This is a genomic window from Robiginitalea insularis, assembly GCF_052497835.1.
This window is the reverse complement of record NZ_CP199296.1, coordinates 1,062,148-1,077,258: the sequence shown is the minus strand read 5'-3', so window position 1 is coordinate 1,077,258 and position 15,111 is coordinate 1,062,148. Positions and strand designations below refer to the sequence as shown.

Genomic DNA, 15,111 nt, shown 5'->3' with positions numbered 1-15,111 from the left:
CATTACCAGCAAAAGCGCTTTGGGTACTGGTCTCTGGCACACTTAAAACAGTAAGCGTTTTTTATTTTTAAATTAGACGATAAAAACAAACGGTAATGAAATACGGCACATTTAAATTCAGGGGGTTATTATCCCTGGCAGCGTTTGCCCTGATACTCTCCTGGGGGTGTAAGGAAGATAAAACGAAGGAAAAACCTATAATGGAAGGAGCGGAAGTGGCTACCACCCCGGTATGGGAAACAGACTTTTTTGACGACTTTGACAGTTTTAATGCGGATAACTGGCAGGACCAGCGGATTTGGGTCAATAATGAAAAGCAATGTTATGTGCCTGATAATGCATACGGCACAAGGGAAGTAAGCGATGGTACCCTGAAGATTAAAGTAATCAATATTGGGGAGGAGATAGAATGTGATAACCTGGATAAGCACGGAAACCAGCATCCAAAGACAAAATACGTGGCCGGGCGCATCGCTTCCAAGAACAAAAAGGAGTTTATAAAGGGCCGCTGGACTGCAAAACTACGTATCAGAGGGGAAAGCCAGGCCAGCATGTTCCCGGCCTGGTGGCTTTTGGGCGCGCAGAACAACGAGGCCCCGGTGCAGGAAGCAGATGAAAATGTGTGCTGGCCGCTTACCGGTTCAGGGGAGATAGACATTTTTGAACACCATGGCGATTACGCCGGAGATCATTACACCACCGGCGCCATAAAAAGTTTGGGAGAGTGTGATAAAGGAGATTGGGAGCATTATCGGACCAACGTGGAGACAACCCTTGGGGAATATCGTGAATACGCCGTGGAATGGGTGGGAAGCGACCTGGTGTACCTGCTGGACGGGGAAGAGGTCTACCGTAACCCCGGGGAAGGGGATAATTATCCTGAACCTATGTTCGCTATCCTGAATTTTGCAAAAATAACCGATGCCCCCATGGAAGGGGAATGGGTGATGGAGGTGGATTGGGTCAGGCACGAGTCTCTGAAATAAGGCCTGTAACCAGACTTTGCGTTTTGACCTGGTCGTAACTAGTCCAAAAAACAAAGGGAAGCAAGGTTTAGTCTTTGCTTCCCTTTTTAGTGTCTGCATTAATTGGGATGTTACCCATTAATAATCTGCCTATCAGCTCAGAATATCCGTTAACTTAGAACTTCCTCCAGTTGCTGGCTTTTCTTTTTGTGAGCTGGTGATTTTGGACCTTCCTTTTCGGTTTCTGAAGAGGCCCATTCCAGGTTTTTATTGTATTTCAGAATGCGATTATCCTGAAGCGGATCCATCACCATTAAATAAATCCATTCGTTGTCCAGCAGGGTTTTGAGGTTCTCGTTTCTGCTGAGGATCTCATTGATCCTGGAGAACGGGCTCTGAATAACCACCGAGAGACGCAGTGGCTGGTGGTAGTATTCGTCATCCGTCTGCAGCAGTGATTGCAAGGGCAGTCCTGATTTCAGGTCGCCTCCGTTCCCCTGTACCACCGCGAATTTACCTGTAATGTTATGGGTGATCTTAGAACCTCCCCCGAAGGTGTCATTGTCAACGGTAGAGAAGTAGTAGTGGTTGTTAATCCATTGGGTAACCACCATGGGGCCTTGCATGATTCCTTCCAGGGCCTTGCCTGTCTTATCTTCTTCCCAGTTGTAGGAATGTAGGAAACAGCGGCCATCCAGCTTGGTGTTTTTTGTGAGCTCCCTGGGACCGACTATAAATCCGGCGTTCTTTGCCAGACCCCACTCAGGCCGTGTCTCAGCCCAGTCATTAGCTTTCTTTACAGCTGCGGCAACACTATTTGCATTTCCTCCCAGTCGCTCCCTGGTAGCCGTTTGTTGGGCGAGAGCAAGATTTGCTTTCAGCTTTTCTACTTCAGAGCGGAAGGAATCCGGGATGTCGGAGTCGAACAGAACAATCTCATCTGTGGTTGTATTGTGTTCGGCTCCTATAAAGAGAGTGCTTTCCGGGATAACCAACTGGTGTTTGGTAGCCAGGGATTTTCTAACCTCAGGAAGGTTTGCCAGTTTGGCCAGCATTCGGGCATTGTGCCGGCCAGGGCTGGCGGCGCAGGCGCCACAATCAAGGCTGGAACCAAATGGATTGTTGGCCGAATGGCTTCCGTGGCCCGCGAAGACTACCAGCGGGGCAAATTTTCGCCAGCCGGTGAGGTCGAATGCTGATTTTACAATGGCTGTTTTTTCTTCAAGCGAAATCTGCAGGGTAGCGTCCTGGTTACAGTTAGCAGGGTTGATTTCCGGTTCGCAGGCTTCCTCAAAAGAGGAGGCGTTTTTGCTCCTAACCGTGGAGAGGAAACCGGGGATAAGGGTCCGACCCATAAGCGACAGGCCGTAAAAGAACCCAGCGCCTTCCACAAAACCAAAGGAGGAAGGCAGCATATTTTTCATCCTTTTCAGGAAGTATTCCCTGAATTTCTTGCGCTCGAATTTCCGCTGGAAGGACTTTTGCATTTCAGCCTTGTTCGGTTGGGCCTGCTCTGCAACAGTGTAAGCCGAGGAAACAATGGGCGGGCAGGATTTTCGCGTAAACCCATCCTCCGGACTCTTATAATCCATGGCAATTCCAAAAAATCCGGCGTACCCGAAGGTCTCGTAATTTCCGGCTGCTTCCACATGCCTGCGGATCAGCTCTGAGCGGGTGTCTATACAGAAAGCAAATTGGGCATCTGCTATTTCCGCATCTGCCATATCTGACGAAGGAGCAGTTGTAAATTGGCTCAGGGTTTGTTCCAGCTGGTTTTGCCAGCTTTTTTCCCAGGCTTTTAACCAGATGTACTGTATCTCGGCAAGCTGGGTCTCACGTTCATTGTCTTTCGTGATCGGGAGTAATTCAATGTTGAACTGCCTGGCAATCCACAGGCGAACCGCCAGGTAGTCTTCCAGACTTATGGGGTATTCCTGTTGCCAGGGGGTACTGGTTTCAGTGCGATAATTAATATAGCCCGTCCATCCGGGAAGGGCTGCCAACTGATAGCTGAAGATTTTAGTGAATTCATCTGCAGAATGGCCTGACAAGGCAATTTCAAGGGCCTCCGATGAGCTGCCGGGTATTTCCCGAAGGGATTTTATCCCCAACTCCCCATCATATGGTGCCAGTTGGCGCCAGGCATTGTAAAAGCCTTTTTCCTTGCCGGGCATTTCCCATTCAGCCAGACCTTCATCCATAAAGGCGGCCAGCCACTTGGACATGATACGATTCAGCTGCTGGTTTTCGGCCCCCTTCTCTGTGCTTTTCAGAGTTTCCATCTCCTGCAAATAAAATTCAGGGGATTGGGTCATGCCTTTTTCCTTAAGGGCGCGCAGGAGTTCTTCTTTTTGTATGGCTCCTGTATCCCAGGCTTTCCGATAGAGGGAAGTTTCCGGGAATACTCGGGCATCCATAAGTTCCCGGGCAGTTTTAACAGCCTCTTCGAAGGGCAGTTTTTCATATCCGGTTAACGGATTCGAAGTTACGAAGGAATAGAGAGGCCATGTTTTGCCGACCACCTTCGAGGCTTCGCGGATACTTTTAGAAATTTCCTGTTGCATCATGCCGTTTTTGAGTTTTCTGTGAATACTGTTGTTTTAAAGGGTTGAGATATGTTCATCAGTTTTACATACAGCCAGGGAGCTTTTCGGTATATCCCCAGTTTCATGATGAAAAACCCGATGAGGAATATCACCCCAAAAATGATTTGAGTTGCTGAAAGGGGCACAGGTCCGGCAATTAGGGGCATGTCGGACATCAGTGCGGTTATCCCGTTATAGAGGAGGGCGTAGGCCCCGATCCCGGCTGTGAAAAGCAGGGCCGGCAAGATTATCTTCTGCACCGGATTCAGGCTTTTCTGTTTCACAATATTGTAGGTTACCTGCCCTACGGTGATGGAGACAATAAGGGTCAGGAAGATACTGCTGTCTGCAACCAGTTCCTTTCCGGTAAGGTTTATAAAAAGAAAGGCTCCCAGAACTCCGAATATGAGTACCGCCAGGGCCTGTAAAGGTTTGATGTGAATATGGGGGGGTTTCTGTGGTAGGGAATGTGCAATTTCCTCTCCGGATGAGAGAAAGAGGTAGGCCTTATAAAACCCATGTAAGATAAGGTGAGCCACTGCCGCATTGAAAAACCCTAATCCACATTGCATGATCATAAAACCCATTTGTGCTATTGTGGAACAGGCCAGTTTTTGCTTTACATTGACCTGCAGCAATTTGGTAAACTGTGCGATAATTGCGGTTAACCCACCAATGATCAGAAGCAGGTCCAGGGTGTTGGATGCAAAAATCAGGCTCGAAAAAATGGCCAGGATAATCCCGGCCCCGTTTACAAATCCAGCATGCATTAGCGCCGATGCTGGTGTAGGTGCAGTCATGGCCGACAACAACCAGCGATGGAAAGGATAAATTGCCGATTGGATAATAGAGGCTGTGATGATACACAGGGCAGCAACCAGCAGGATAACTGGATGTAGGTCATCAAATGACTGTACCAATTCGCTTACCAGATACTGATCGCTTAAGAAGGCCGGTAGCAGCAGCCCGATGCTTAACAGGGCAGTACCGAACAGAAAGTAACGCAGGGCCAGTTTAGAAGCCTCGCGCGCTTCCTTCCAGTCTGAATTCACACCGATCAGGCGAGACATAAAGAACCCCATCAGCAGCCAGCTCAGGAGTAAGGGGAAGAGGTGATCAGACATGACCAGAAGCATTACCGAAAGTGTAAATCCGAGGCAACGAAGCATAAATTGACCCTGATACCTGAATCCGAGTAAGTATCTGCTGGCGTAAGTGCTGACCAGGGCCCCGAAAAAGGAAACCACTGTCCAGATCAGAATGGTAAATCCATAAATCTTAAAGGCGGGTCCCAGCTTCAGGGCGGGAATTGTAGGGTAATGATATATTAAATACCCACTACTGCCCAGGAATAGTGCCCACAATATTGCCGAAACAATTTTAGAGAGCGGATGCGCTGTCAGCTCCTGCTCTTTTTGCAATTGCTGTTTAGCTGCTTTTTCCTTTATGTTTTTTTGCTTTTGCATTGTTTTTTCTATTTATCGCAGTTAGATTTGTTTGTCTATCAGCCGTATGGCCAAAGTGCTGTTAATTTCCAGGTCCAGGCCCTTTTTATGTGCCGTGAGCACCAATTCTTCCACTGTTTTTTTGGCCTCCTTGAGCGCTCCTATTCGGGCAGCTGAGTGCTCCTCCGATTGGGAACTTCCCGGATTGAGTTTAAGCGATTTTACGGTGTGAAATTTAATTTTGTCGTTTAACAGGGATAAGAGTACATCTGCGGCTTCTGCCGGATTGAAGCTACCCTTAATGAAGACTATTTCTTCCCTCATGCTGCGGATCTCCTGTCGCTTTGTTGCTGACGGCTTTTTCGGATACCGCCTGTTACCTCCATTTTGGATTTACAAAAGAGTACCATACCTATTATGAGGCTGGCTACCAGGAGCTGGTTCATAAGGACAAAATCTGTCATAAAAGACCAGAGATTAAGTATCAGCAAGCCTGCAAGTGATAATATGCTCGGTTTAGAGAGTGTCATTTAATTTTGTTTTTGCGGTTTTGTTTAGTCTGTTTTTCTGTTTCCCTGCAAGTAGCGCGTGGATCCGGGTTTAATGGATCGATGGCCGGGCTTTGCAGTTATTCTTCTGAAACAGTGATTTCCAGTACACCATTAATGGATAATTTCTTCCCCTGCGCCCGCAAGCTGTTTATAAACTCTCTGGCAGTTTGCTTTTCAGAGGCCAGTTCTTCAATCCGACCATCCAGTTGATTGGTAGAGCAGTTGTGGTCCCCTTCCCAGCGTTGCAGCCTTTGGATTTTGTGAAAGTTGATTTTTTCATCGATCAAAGCTGAAACGACATCAAAGGCTTCGGAGGGAGTAAACGCTCCTTTTACCAGTTGAATTTTTTGAACTTTAGTCTCGGTTTTCTGCAGTACTTGTGTTTGCATTTGAATTAACTGTTTAAAATTCCGCTGCAAAGATTACACATATAAACCATAAATTATTATTTATATTAATAATTAAATACATAAAAAAAATTAATATAAGAGAAAGTAAATCTGCATTCAAAAGGTGCTTAAATACCACAAAAACAAGTGTTTATAACCTTATGTGGGAACCATCTGGGGTGGGGATATTATATACATTTCACTAAAATACCGGCATAAAAAAAGAACGATATTTATTTCTGCAAAGGCCGGAATACAAGGATTTGGTATGATATTTAGATTATTGGGAGACGGTGGCGTTAATAGAAAACTTAAGCCACTAAAGTGTATTTTGGTATAATTATCTCTCAAGAAATGGGGAAAGTCCTCCTTTTGTATTGGACTTTTTAGCTCCGGGCAATCAGTTGAGCAGCAGGAATCATAAATTTGTCTAATTTACAAGGGGGCACGTTAGTTAGCCGGATTACAGCCCAGAATGCCTTGTAAGTTTTTATACGCCAGACTCATATTATAGACTTAAAACAAAGATCAAATGAAAAAGAAGTCTTCATATCCTTCCAAAGTCTTCCTCAATGGAGAGATCTTCAACGCCGATGCGGCTAAAATATCCGTTTTTGACCGGGGTTTTATTTTTGGTGACGGGGTTTACGAAGTGATGGCATGTATCAATGGGCATTTTTTTTACAAACAGGCACACATGGACCGTCTTAAACGCAGTATGGCAGCCATCGGAATACAGGCAGATGTACAGGAACTGGAGGCCGCGATCCCCGGGCTGCTGCAAGAATCGGGTCTAAAAGGGAAAGATTGTCTGCTCTATATACAAGTTACCCGGGGGGTGGCCCCCCGGCAGCATTCCTATCCCGATGGGACCCGGCCAACGGTGATGATGTATGCCTGGCCAAAAGTCCTGCCAGACCATAACCCAGACCCCGTTCCTGTTGTTCTTCGGGAAGACTTTCGATGGAGTCGTTGCGATATTAAGATGACTTCCCTACTGGGAAATGTAATGGCCAATCAGTACGCCGCGGAGCATGATTGTTATGAAACGCTTTTTGAAAGAGGGGGTATAATAACGGAAGCCTCCCATTCCAACGTTTTCTTTGTAAAAGAGGGGGTAGTATACACCCACCCGGCCGATCATCACATTTTGGACGGGATCACCCGGCAGGTGGTTCTGGAACTTTGTGAAAGGCTAGAAATCAAAGTACGTCTGCAGGGAATTCCGGCAGGAGATATTTTTGATATGGATGAAGCTTTTCTTACAGGCACCAGCACGCAGATCACCCCAATTAATAGAATTGATGGCAGGGAGTTGCACACATATCAACAAGGTCCCGTCACCCAAAAATTGCAGCTGGCATTTTCAGGCTTAAAGAACAGTCTGTAAAAATTGAAAATTTTCCCCTAATCAGAAATCCGCATCGTATTCGCCTTCGCCTACGGGTTCTTTTCCAGTTCTTAAAAAGCCCTGATTCAGTTCACTATTATACCGAAAGAAAATAGGCTTTTCATTTCTGAGGATATCAATTACGTGGGCATACATGGACATGGGATACCTTAGATAAACCAGCTTGTTTCTTTTATCGTAGTGATTGGCCGGAAGGCTTTTGCCGTCCTGATAAAAGGTCATTTGCAGTAAAAAATCATCACCGTAATAACACTTTACCAGGGCAATGGGATACACCTTTTTACCCTTATCTCCGCCCGCCTGGAAATGTATCCAGTACTGGTCTATTTCACTGTCTATAAACTTCATAAATTTTTAGGTTAGAATAAGTTATTCAGGTTCATAAGTTAAAGAATATTTTTTGACCTTAATAATTCTGGGGCAAATATAATTGTGAGGTGCCGCAAACAAGGGTTTAGAATGGGTATTTCCTAGCATTTCAAAGCTCAGGAAGTGAGCTTCTTTAATACATTTCAGAAACGTTTTTAATAACATTATTTAAGCTTAAGTTGCAATAAACTGCCAGATCTCACAATTCCTGTCCTATAATTTAATATATTTAAAAATAGAATACTCCTAACCTCTTCTTCAAATGTCCGGGCATGCTATTGAAGTCATACTGAGCAGGCAGCTGGCAGATTGCCTGTCTGTTCCTGTATTTATTGTCGATCCTGAAGGCAATTTACTTTTTTACAATCCTCCGGCTGAAGAAATTCTGGGGAAAAAATTTCAGGACACGGGCCCAATGCCCGTTGGGGATTGGGGGACTTCATTTCTTCCCCACGATGAAAAGGGGAACTCTATACCCCCGGAGGAACTCCCGTTGGTTCAGACCATACACAGTCATAAGCCCGCACACAAAACCTTTTGGATTAAAAGTCTCAATGGTAATTCTACTGAAATATCGGTAACGGCAATCCCCATTATTGGCAGGTCTAAAAAGTTTTCCGGTGCCATGGCAATATTTTGGGACAAGGAGGGGGAATTATGAAAGTTATTTTACACGGAACCCGCGGAGCCTATCCAAGTTCGAGAATAGAAAACCAAACCTATGGCGGAAACACCCCCTGTATTGAGGTGATAGATGGGAAAGACCGTCTTATTGTGGATGCCGGAACAGGAATAGTTGGATTGGATTTCGATCCTATCTACAAGGCCAAAAGGATGGATATTCTCCTGACCCATTTACATATGGACCACATCCAGGGGCTGGCTTTTTGTAAGCCCCTTTTCAATCCGCAGATGGAAGTTAACATTTGGGGGCCCGGAGGTAGTAACGAACCCTTGCAAACCCGGCTTAACCGTTTTATGTCCCCTCCGCTTTTCCCAATCCCAATTCGGGATATTCCTTCCAGGATAGTCATTCAGGAAATACCCGATAAGGAGATGGATATTGGGCCTTTTAAAATTAAGGGAGAATTCATAAGCCACCCCGGGCCCACTCTGGGCTACCGCATTAGCTGCGGCAACAAATCAATAGCTTACCTCCCCGACCATGAACCGGTGATCGGAAAAAATCACTTATTTCCTGAGGATAATTGGATTTCAGGATTTTCTCTGGCATACGGGTCTGATTTATTGATTCACGATTCCCAATACAGCAGAAAGGAGTATGAAAACAAGGCGGGATGGGGGCATAGTTCAATTGCAATGGCTGCTGAATTCTGTTCCCGGACGGAAGCCCGCCGCCTTGTCCTTTTCCATCACGATCCCGGTCATACTGATGAGCAGCGCACAGAAATGTTCCGGAAATTCATGAAGCGGTCTGAATACGACTTTCCAATTGAACTGGCCGTGCAGGGACAGGAAATTGAAATATAACAGAGCTGCGGCATATGGCAAAACCATTCCTTTCTTAAATCAACCCATAAACCACTTAAAAATGAAGAAAGTTCTTCTGGCAATCGTTTTTCTGCTACTGTTTTCCTGTAAGGAGAAATCTGAGAATGAATATAAATTACCGGGCCTGCAGGAAGGAGTAGAAGTCTTCAGGGATCCATACGGAATCAATCATATCTATGCGGAAAACGAATACGATCTATTTTATACCCAGGGGTACCTTGCGGCACGTGACCGATTATTTCAGTTTGAGATCTGGAGGCGGCAGGCAACGGGGACCGTATCCGAAATTTTAGGGGAAAGGGCCTTAAAAAGGGATATAGGAACCCGATTATTTAAATACAGGGGTGACCTGAATACAGAGTTTAGTCAATACCATGAAAATGGAGTAGCTATAATTAATGCCTATACGGAAGGGGTAAATGCCTACATAGATGAAGCACTGCAGGAGCCGGACAGCCTTCCGGTTGAATTCAGGGCCCTGGGGATACTACCCGGGAAGTGGACTCCGGAAGTTGTGATTTCAAGACATCAGGGCCTGCTGGGAAACATTGAAGATGAATTGGCAATCGGCAGGGCTGTGGCGGCCCTGGGAGCCGAAAAGGTAAAATCCCTCTTGTGGTTTCACCCCAAAGAACCGGATCTTAGCCTGCAGCCCGGAATTGATTCTGATGCCCTTTCCGAGAACATCCTCGAATTGTATGAAGCCTATCGGACGCCGGTGACCTTCGAGCCCGCAGACCTCTTACCTGAGTATCGCAATTCGGAGGTGGCTGAAATCTTGCCAACAAAGGATAACCCAGCTCCCGACAGCCTCTCTATTGGGAGCAATAACTGGGTTGTTAGCGGGGCACTGATGGCTAATGGAAAACCCTTTATGGCCAATGACCCGCACAGGAGTATTAAAGTACCTTCGCTGCGATATATGGCACATCTGGTAGCCCCTGGCTGGGATGTAATAGGTGGGGGTGAGCCCGAGATCCCGGGTATTTCTATCGGACACAACCCATACGGAGCCTGGGGACTGACCGTTTTCAGGACAGACGGGGAAGATTTGTATGTGTATGAAACCAATCCGGCAGATCCAAACCAGTATAAATACAAGGGTGAATGGGTCAACATGGAGATTATTCAGGACAGTATCCCTCTAAAGGATGGCAGAAAAGTAGGGGTTCAGTTAAAATATACCAGGCATGGGCCGGTAGTATTTGAAGATTCAAAGCGCAAAAAGGCTTATGCAGTGCGTTGTGCCTGGATGGAACCCGGGGGTTCGCCTTATCTGGCTTCTCTAAGGATGGATCAGGCAAAGAACTGGGATGAATTCCGGGCTGCGTGTAATTACAGCAATATCCCCGGAGAGAATATGGTGTGGGCAGATGTGGATGGGAATATTGGCTGGCAGGCCGTTGGGATAGCGCCCGTCCGCAGGAATTTCTCCGGACTGGTACCCGTTCCGGGAAATGGTAATTTTGAATGGGAGGGCTACCTGCCCATTGTAGAGAAACCCCACTTATTAAACCCGGAAAAGGGGTTTATCGAAACGGCGAATCAGAACGTTACCCCGGAGAGCTATTCCAATTGGGATGCTATCGGTTTTACCTGGGCAGATTCCTTCAGAGGAAACCGTATTGAAGAAGTACTCAGCGCGAGTAAGACACACACCATGGATGAGATGGCTGCCCTGCAAACGGATTACCTTTCCCTACCGGCGCGGGAGCTTCTTCCTTTCCTTTTTGATCTGAGCCTGGAGGGAGATGCATTGGAGGCACGTAAATATCTGGAAACCTGGGATTATATACTGTCTCCGGATTCCAGAGCGGCTGCCATTTATGTTGCCTGGGAAAATGAAATAAAAAAACAGGCATTCCGCCAATTCGTCCCGGAGGAAGGACAGGCGTATATCCAAAGCCTGCAATTGGAAAAAATTATAGAATGGATAAGGGCTCCTGAAAATTTCTTTGGGAACGAGGCAAATCGGAACACCTTTTTGCAGGAAACCTTCAGAGGGGCGGTAGATGCATTATCGGAGCGTCTGGGTCCTGAGATGGAAAAGTGGAACTACGGCCAGGAAAACCTGAAACATATCCTGATACGACACCCGCTCAGCGCCTCCCTGTCTCCGGATAAAAGGAAAGGGCTGGACTTAGGCCCCCTCCCGAGAGGAGGAAATGGGTATACTCCCGGTTCTACAGGAAATGGTTACCGGCAGAGCAGCGGCGCTACCTTTCGGGTGCTCATACCTGTTGGCGACTGGGACAATGCCCTGGGGATAAATAGCCCGGGTCAATCCGGAGATCCGGACAGCCCTTACTATGGCAACCTTTTTGAAATGTGGGCACAGGACCGGTATTTCCCCTTGCTCTATTCCAAAGATTCCATAGCTAAATATGCAGATTCGCGCTACCTGCTTCTCCCGGAGAATCATAAATAAACTTTATGTGGATATTAAGGAGTAGATAATTACCGTTTATGTAATTAGCCATTAGCTTTATAGTGAAGGATAGATATTTATATTATGCTATCAGGGGATATCTCGTGTCTTTGTTTGAATGGTACATAAGCCTTTGAAGGTTTCAATTTCAATATTCGGGTAACGAAATGATTATCGAATTATTTGTATTTTACAGCCTAAACACATTCCAAATGATATTGAATAAACGCTCCTCCGGAAAAGCACTCAGGCTTGGGTTAATAATGCTGATTTGTATTACTGCAAACGCCCAGAAGAATTACTCCAAATCTGCAATTAAAAAACAAAAAGAAGCGGCTGCCGAACTGGTTCAGAATGACGCAAAACAAACACAGGTGATGGTGGATAAAATTTTCAGTTTTGCTGAATTGGGTTTCCACGAAACCGAGTCAAGCAAATACCTCACCGACATACTGGAAGATGCCGGTTTTGAAATCACTTATGGAGTTTCAGGCATTCCTACTGCCTGGTTTGCCAGCTGGTCTCAGGGAGAAGGCCCGGTTATCGCGCTGGGGAGCGATGTGGATTGTATTCCCAAGGCTTCCCAATACCCTGGAGTAGCGTACCATAAACCTATAGTTGAAGGAGCTCCTGGCCACGGAGAAGGCCATAATTCCGGAATTCCACTCAATATCACTGCTGCCCTTGCAGTTCAAAAGCTTATGAAAGAAAATAATATAGGCGGGAAATTGGTCATCTGGCCCGGAATAGCTGAGGAACTGGTAGCTTCAAAAGCCTGGTTCGTACGCGACGGGCTCTTCGAGGGAATAGACATGTGTATTTTTACCCATGTTAGCAGCAACCTCTCGGTATCTTACGGACAGGCCCGGGGGACCGGCCTGATTTCAGTAGAGTACAGTTTTGAAGGGGAAGCTGCGCATTCTGCGGGCTCTCCCTGGAGGGGACGGTCGGCCCTGGATGCAGCCGAACTGATGAACATCGGCTGGAATTATAAAAGGGAACACCTGCATCCGCTGAAGCGCTCACATTCCATCTTTACAGATGCCGGAGACCAGCCTAACGTGGTGCCTTCCAAAGCCTCAATCTGGTTTTACCTGAGGGATATTACCTACGAGGGCATTATGGAAATGTATGAAGATGCCAATAATATTGCGAAAGGGGCAGCCCTGATGACGGACACGGAAGTCAGTTCGCGGGTTGTGGGTGCCGCCTGGCCCAGGCATTTTAATAAGGTAATAGCCGAAACCATGTATGAAAACATAAAGCAGGTAGGCTTACCACAGTGGTCTGAAGCGGACCAGCAATTGGCTGTGGCAGTCCAAAAGGAAGTGAGTTCCAGGGACACCACGGGCCTGGCAACAGAATTGTCGGAACTCGGGAAACCTGCAGAGCGGCCCATCAGCGGAGGTTCTGATGATATCGGGGACATTTCATGGACCGTTCCGACCGTTACACTCAGGTTCCCTTCCAATATCCCAGGGCTACAGGGACACCACTGGTCTAATGCGATAGCAATGGCTACCCCTATAGCTCATAAAGGGGCTACAGCCGGGGCCAAGGTAGTGGCCATGACCGTACTGGATTTCCTTATGCAACCCCAGCTGCTGGCCGATGCAAAAGTATATTTCAATGAAGTACAGTCTAAGGAGACTCAGTACAGGCCCATGATTACGGATCAGGATCCACCACCTGTTGAGTTAAACACGGCAATTATGCAAAAATTCAGGCCGGAAATGGAACCCTATTATTTTGACGAAACCAAATACGACACCTATCTGGAGCAACTGGGGATTTCCTATCCAACCCTGCCGGCCAAGAATACAACGGCAGCCGGATCCGGGAAGAATTAAACAATGGAATTAATCGATGCCTGTCAGTTCTGAGTTAAGTAATGAATGAATTCCTTCAATTTCGTACAGTGCCTGCCTGTATATGGAATCTTTTATGGCTGTCAGGTAGATGCTTTCAACAAAGATGTTCTGAATTTCCACACTGAAGAGGCGATCGGGATCAGCGGCTTTCCAGGTATTGTAATTTACCACCGATCTTAGTTCAGGTGATAATTCATTGATGATAATGTCCCAGTGCATCCGTTCCAGGTCGTTGGTAAGGTTATAGGTTTGCTCAAGTTGTTGGAGTGCAGTGATTATTTCATTGTTTTTAAGGAGGTTTAATTGTCCGCTTACAGCAAGGTTCTGATAAATTTCTGAATTTCTGCGAAAGTCTGAATACTGAGACAGCAACATGGCCATGACCGCGAGGGAGTCTGTTTTTGAAACATCCTTCGATTCTATAAAAGTATTTGCCTTTTTATAGGTTTTAAGGTAAGCTGTATTGAGCTCCCGTTGCTTGTTTAGTTCTTTGCTGTCCTGAGAAATCCTTTGGTTTAGGGTTTGATATAGGGTTATTTCGGTCTCCCGGTCCAGGCGCTTGTTGTTCCAGTTGTCTATTTGTAGGGCTATAAGAATCCCCAGTACCACCAGTAAAATTTCGCCCAGGGCATATAGGAGATACCTCGATATCTGCTTTCCCGTAATAAATTTAAAACGTGTCTTTTTCCAGAATAAAAGCATATCAGCACAACTATAAAGACAGTAAGATTCTTTAAGGAAGGAAGTTTTTGTTCCGGACTATTTTTTCGGAACTGCGGAAAGTACAGCACTTGCCGTGAGCCCAACGCCCAGGCCTATCAACATGCAGCCAACAAACCATAACGGAGCCGTTTGAATAAAAAAGAATCCTGCCCCAAGCCCGATTAGCAGGCCTCCTCCAATAGCCCACGAACTTTTGTCCTGTTTCCTGTTTTCCATTTAAGTAGTCTTCTAGATGGTACTAAAAGTAAGGAGAATACAGGCATCACTTCATGATAATTATCAGGCTCCCCAAGCGTCTTCCAGGGTAGGGGGGAGGAGCCTATTATAAGGTCAGGACCATGAGGTAATCATCCATCACAAACCCCTGCCCGATGTCCTGCACCACTGCTTTTTCATTCCTAAAACCCATACCTTCATAGGCTTGAATGGTTCGGGTGTTGTTTTTGTTGACAGTAAGCCTGATCTCCTGACAGTTTTCTGTTATGGCGCATTGCTTTACAAAGTCCATTGCGCTGCTGCCATAGCCCATTCCCCGGAATTCCTGCTTCAGGTAAATCTTGCTGAGAAAGAGGTGGGTTTCTTCTAAAATGAAGGCCAGGTACCCTACCGTAGTGTGGGCTGTTTTTAGAAGGTAATAGCGCATCCCCTTGCTGATCTGGTCTTTTATGGCCTCTGCAGACTGATATTTCTGCAGCATATAGCCTACTTGTTCTGGCCCTATTATAGGAGTGTAATGTTGTTTCCAGATTTGCTCGGCCAGTTCTGAGACAGTTTCGAACTGCATTGGCTCGCGTACCCGGACAGCTTCAATTGCCGGCATGATTTCTGCAGAGATTAATTGGGTTCCAATCGATCCGGAATA

15 protein-coding genes are annotated in these 15,111 nt (G+C 46.3%); 6 read left to right on the top strand and 9 right to left on the bottom strand.

Annotated features, from left to right (window positions below; translation table 11 throughout):
* Positions 1-95 precede the first annotated feature (95 nt).
* A complete protein-coding gene (locus ACT6NV_RS04945) occupies positions 96-986 on the top strand; it encodes a glycoside hydrolase family 16 protein (RefSeq protein ID WP_445386154.1) in 891 nt (296 codons plus the stop codon).
* Between the two features lie 149 nt (positions 987-1,135).
* Here the strand turns inward: ACT6NV_RS04945 and ACT6NV_RS04940 are convergent, their stop codons facing one another.
* The 5 genes from ACT6NV_RS04940 to ACT6NV_RS04920 all read right to left on the bottom strand — a co-directional run bounded on the left by ACT6NV_RS04940 (position 1,136) and on the right by ACT6NV_RS04920 (position 5,935).
* Positions 1,136-3,532: a DUF2309 domain-containing protein gene (locus tag ACT6NV_RS04940; RefSeq protein ID WP_445386153.1), complete on the bottom strand. Its 2,397-nt coding sequence runs from the start codon at positions 3,530-3,532 to the stop codon at positions 1,136-1,138.
* Complete coding sequence (locus ACT6NV_RS04935) at positions 3,529-5,016, bottom strand: proton-conducting transporter transmembrane domain-containing protein (RefSeq protein ID WP_445386152.1); 1,488 nt, start codon at positions 5,014-5,016, stop codon at positions 3,529-3,531. Before ACT6NV_RS04935 ends, ACT6NV_RS04940 begins: the two co-directional genes overlap by 4 nt.
* Positions 5,017-5,037: 21 nt before the next feature.
* Positions 5,038-5,319: a hypothetical protein gene (locus tag ACT6NV_RS04930; protein ID WP_445386151.1), complete on the bottom strand. Its 282-nt coding sequence runs from the start codon at positions 5,317-5,319 to the stop codon at positions 5,038-5,040.
* Entirely contained in the window at positions 5,316-5,525 is a 210-nt protein-coding gene (locus tag ACT6NV_RS04925) for a hypothetical protein (RefSeq protein ID WP_445386150.1), read from the bottom strand. The genes ACT6NV_RS04930 and ACT6NV_RS04925 overlap by 4 nt, the downstream gene beginning before the upstream one ends.
* A 98-nt stretch (positions 5,526-5,623) precedes the next feature.
* A complete protein-coding gene (locus tag ACT6NV_RS04920) occupies positions 5,624-5,935 on the bottom strand; it encodes a hypothetical protein (RefSeq protein WP_445386149.1) in 312 nt (103 codons plus the stop codon).
* Between the two features lie 532 nt (positions 5,936-6,467).
* Here ACT6NV_RS04920 and ACT6NV_RS04915 point away from each other — a divergent pair.
* The gene (locus ACT6NV_RS04915) at positions 6,468-7,325 is read left to right on the top strand and encodes an aminotransferase class IV (RefSeq protein WP_445386148.1); all 858 of its coding nucleotides are present in this window, start codon (positions 6,468-6,470) and stop codon (positions 7,323-7,325) included.
* Between the two features lie 21 nt (positions 7,326-7,346).
* Here the strand turns inward: ACT6NV_RS04915 and ACT6NV_RS04910 are convergent, their stop codons facing one another.
* Positions 7,347-7,694, bottom strand: a complete 348-nt coding sequence (locus tag ACT6NV_RS04910) for a hypothetical protein (protein WP_445386147.1) — start codon at positions 7,692-7,694, stop codon at positions 7,347-7,349.
* A gap of 283 nt (positions 7,695-7,977) precedes the next feature.
* Here ACT6NV_RS04910 and ACT6NV_RS04905 point away from each other — a divergent pair, with 283 nt between their 5' ends.
* The 4 genes from ACT6NV_RS04905 to ACT6NV_RS04890 all read left to right on the top strand — a co-directional run bounded on the left by ACT6NV_RS04905 (position 7,978) and on the right by ACT6NV_RS04890 (position 13,505).
* Positions 7,978-8,376: a PAS domain-containing protein gene (locus ACT6NV_RS04905; protein ID WP_445386146.1), complete on the top strand. Its 399-nt coding sequence runs from the start codon at positions 7,978-7,980 to the stop codon at positions 8,374-8,376.
* Positions 8,373-9,206, top strand: coding sequence for an MBL fold metallo-hydrolase (locus ACT6NV_RS04900; protein ID WP_445386145.1), 834 nt, complete (start codon positions 8,373-8,375; stop codon positions 9,204-9,206). The genes ACT6NV_RS04905 and ACT6NV_RS04900 overlap by 4 nt, the downstream gene beginning before the upstream one ends.
* A 61-nt stretch (positions 9,207-9,267) precedes the next feature.
* On the top strand, positions 9,268-11,655 hold the full coding sequence (locus ACT6NV_RS04895; RefSeq protein ID WP_445386144.1) for a penicillin acylase family protein: 2,388 nt from the start codon (positions 9,268-9,270) through the stop codon (positions 11,653-11,655).
* Positions 11,656-11,867: 212 nt separating this feature from the next.
* A complete protein-coding gene (locus ACT6NV_RS04890; RefSeq protein ID WP_445386143.1) occupies positions 11,868-13,505 on the top strand; it encodes an amidohydrolase in 1,638 nt (545 codons plus the stop codon).
* A gap of 9 nt (positions 13,506-13,514) precedes the next feature.
* Here the strand turns inward: ACT6NV_RS04890 and ACT6NV_RS04885 are convergent, their stop codons facing one another.
* The 3 genes from ACT6NV_RS04885 to ACT6NV_RS04875 form a co-directional block, all read right to left on the bottom strand.
* Positions 13,515-14,228: a DUF6090 family protein gene (locus ACT6NV_RS04885; protein WP_445386142.1), complete on the bottom strand. Its 714-nt coding sequence runs from the start codon at positions 14,226-14,228 to the stop codon at positions 13,515-13,517.
* Positions 14,229-14,285: 57 nt separating this feature from the next.
* Complete coding sequence (locus ACT6NV_RS04880) at positions 14,286-14,465, bottom strand: hypothetical protein (RefSeq protein ID WP_445386141.1); 180 nt, start codon at positions 14,463-14,465, stop codon at positions 14,286-14,288.
* A gap of 106 nt (positions 14,466-14,571) precedes the next feature.
* Positions 14,572-15,069 (bottom strand): GNAT family N-acetyltransferase, encoded by a 498-nt coding sequence (locus ACT6NV_RS04875; RefSeq protein ID WP_445386140.1) that lies wholly within the window; start codon positions 15,067-15,069, stop codon positions 14,572-14,574.
* Positions 15,070-15,111: the final 42 nt, after the last annotated feature.

Excerpts from the sequence above, each read along its gene's own strand:
- ACT6NV_RS04885 (WP_445386142.1), bottom strand. The coding sequence starts at position 14,228 with ATGCTTTTATTCTGGAAAAAGACACGTTTTAAATTTATTACGGGAAAG.
- ACT6NV_RS04915 (WP_445386148.1), top strand. The coding sequence starts at position 6,468 with ATGAAAAAGAAGTCTTCATATCCTTCCAAAGTCTTCCTCAATGGAGAG.
- ACT6NV_RS04880 (WP_445386141.1), bottom strand. The coding sequence starts at position 14,465 with ATGGAAAACAGGAAACAGGACAAAAGTTCGTGGGCTATTGGAGGAGGC.
- ACT6NV_RS04910 (WP_445386147.1), bottom strand. The coding sequence starts at position 7,694 with ATGAAGTTTATAGACAGTGAAATAGACCAGTACTGGATACATTTCCAG.
- ACT6NV_RS04920 (WP_445386149.1), bottom strand. The coding sequence starts at position 5,935 with ATGCAAACACAAGTACTGCAGAAAACCGAGACTAAAGTTCAAAAAATT.
- ACT6NV_RS04875 (WP_445386140.1), bottom strand. The coding sequence starts at position 15,069 with ATGCCGGCAATTGAAGCTGTCCGGGTACGCGAGCCAATGCAGTTCGAA.
- ACT6NV_RS04935 (WP_445386152.1), bottom strand. The coding sequence starts at position 5,016 with ATGCAAAAGCAAAAAAACATAAAGGAAAAAGCAGCTAAACAGCAATTG.
- ACT6NV_RS04930 (WP_445386151.1), bottom strand. The coding sequence starts at position 5,319 with ATGAGGGAAGAAATAGTCTTCATTAAGGGTAGCTTCAATCCGGCAGAA.
- ACT6NV_RS04890 (WP_445386143.1), top strand. The coding sequence starts at position 11,868 with ATGATATTGAATAAACGCTCCTCCGGAAAAGCACTCAGGCTTGGGTTA.
- ACT6NV_RS04945 (WP_445386154.1), top strand. The coding sequence starts at position 96 with ATGAAATACGGCACATTTAAATTCAGGGGGTTATTATCCCTGGCAGCG.
- ACT6NV_RS04895 (WP_445386144.1), top strand. The coding sequence starts at position 9,268 with ATGAAGAAAGTTCTTCTGGCAATCGTTTTTCTGCTACTGTTTTCCTGT.
- ACT6NV_RS04905 (WP_445386146.1), top strand. The coding sequence starts at position 7,978 with ATGTCCGGGCATGCTATTGAAGTCATACTGAGCAGGCAGCTGGCAGAT.
- ACT6NV_RS04940 (WP_445386153.1), bottom strand. The coding sequence starts at position 3,532 with ATGATGCAACAGGAAATTTCTAAAAGTATCCGCGAAGCCTCGAAGGTG.
- ACT6NV_RS04925 (WP_445386150.1), bottom strand. The coding sequence starts at position 5,525 with ATGACACTCTCTAAACCGAGCATATTATCACTTGCAGGCTTGCTGATA.
- ACT6NV_RS04900 (WP_445386145.1), top strand. The coding sequence starts at position 8,373 with ATGAAAGTTATTTTACACGGAACCCGCGGAGCCTATCCAAGTTCGAGA.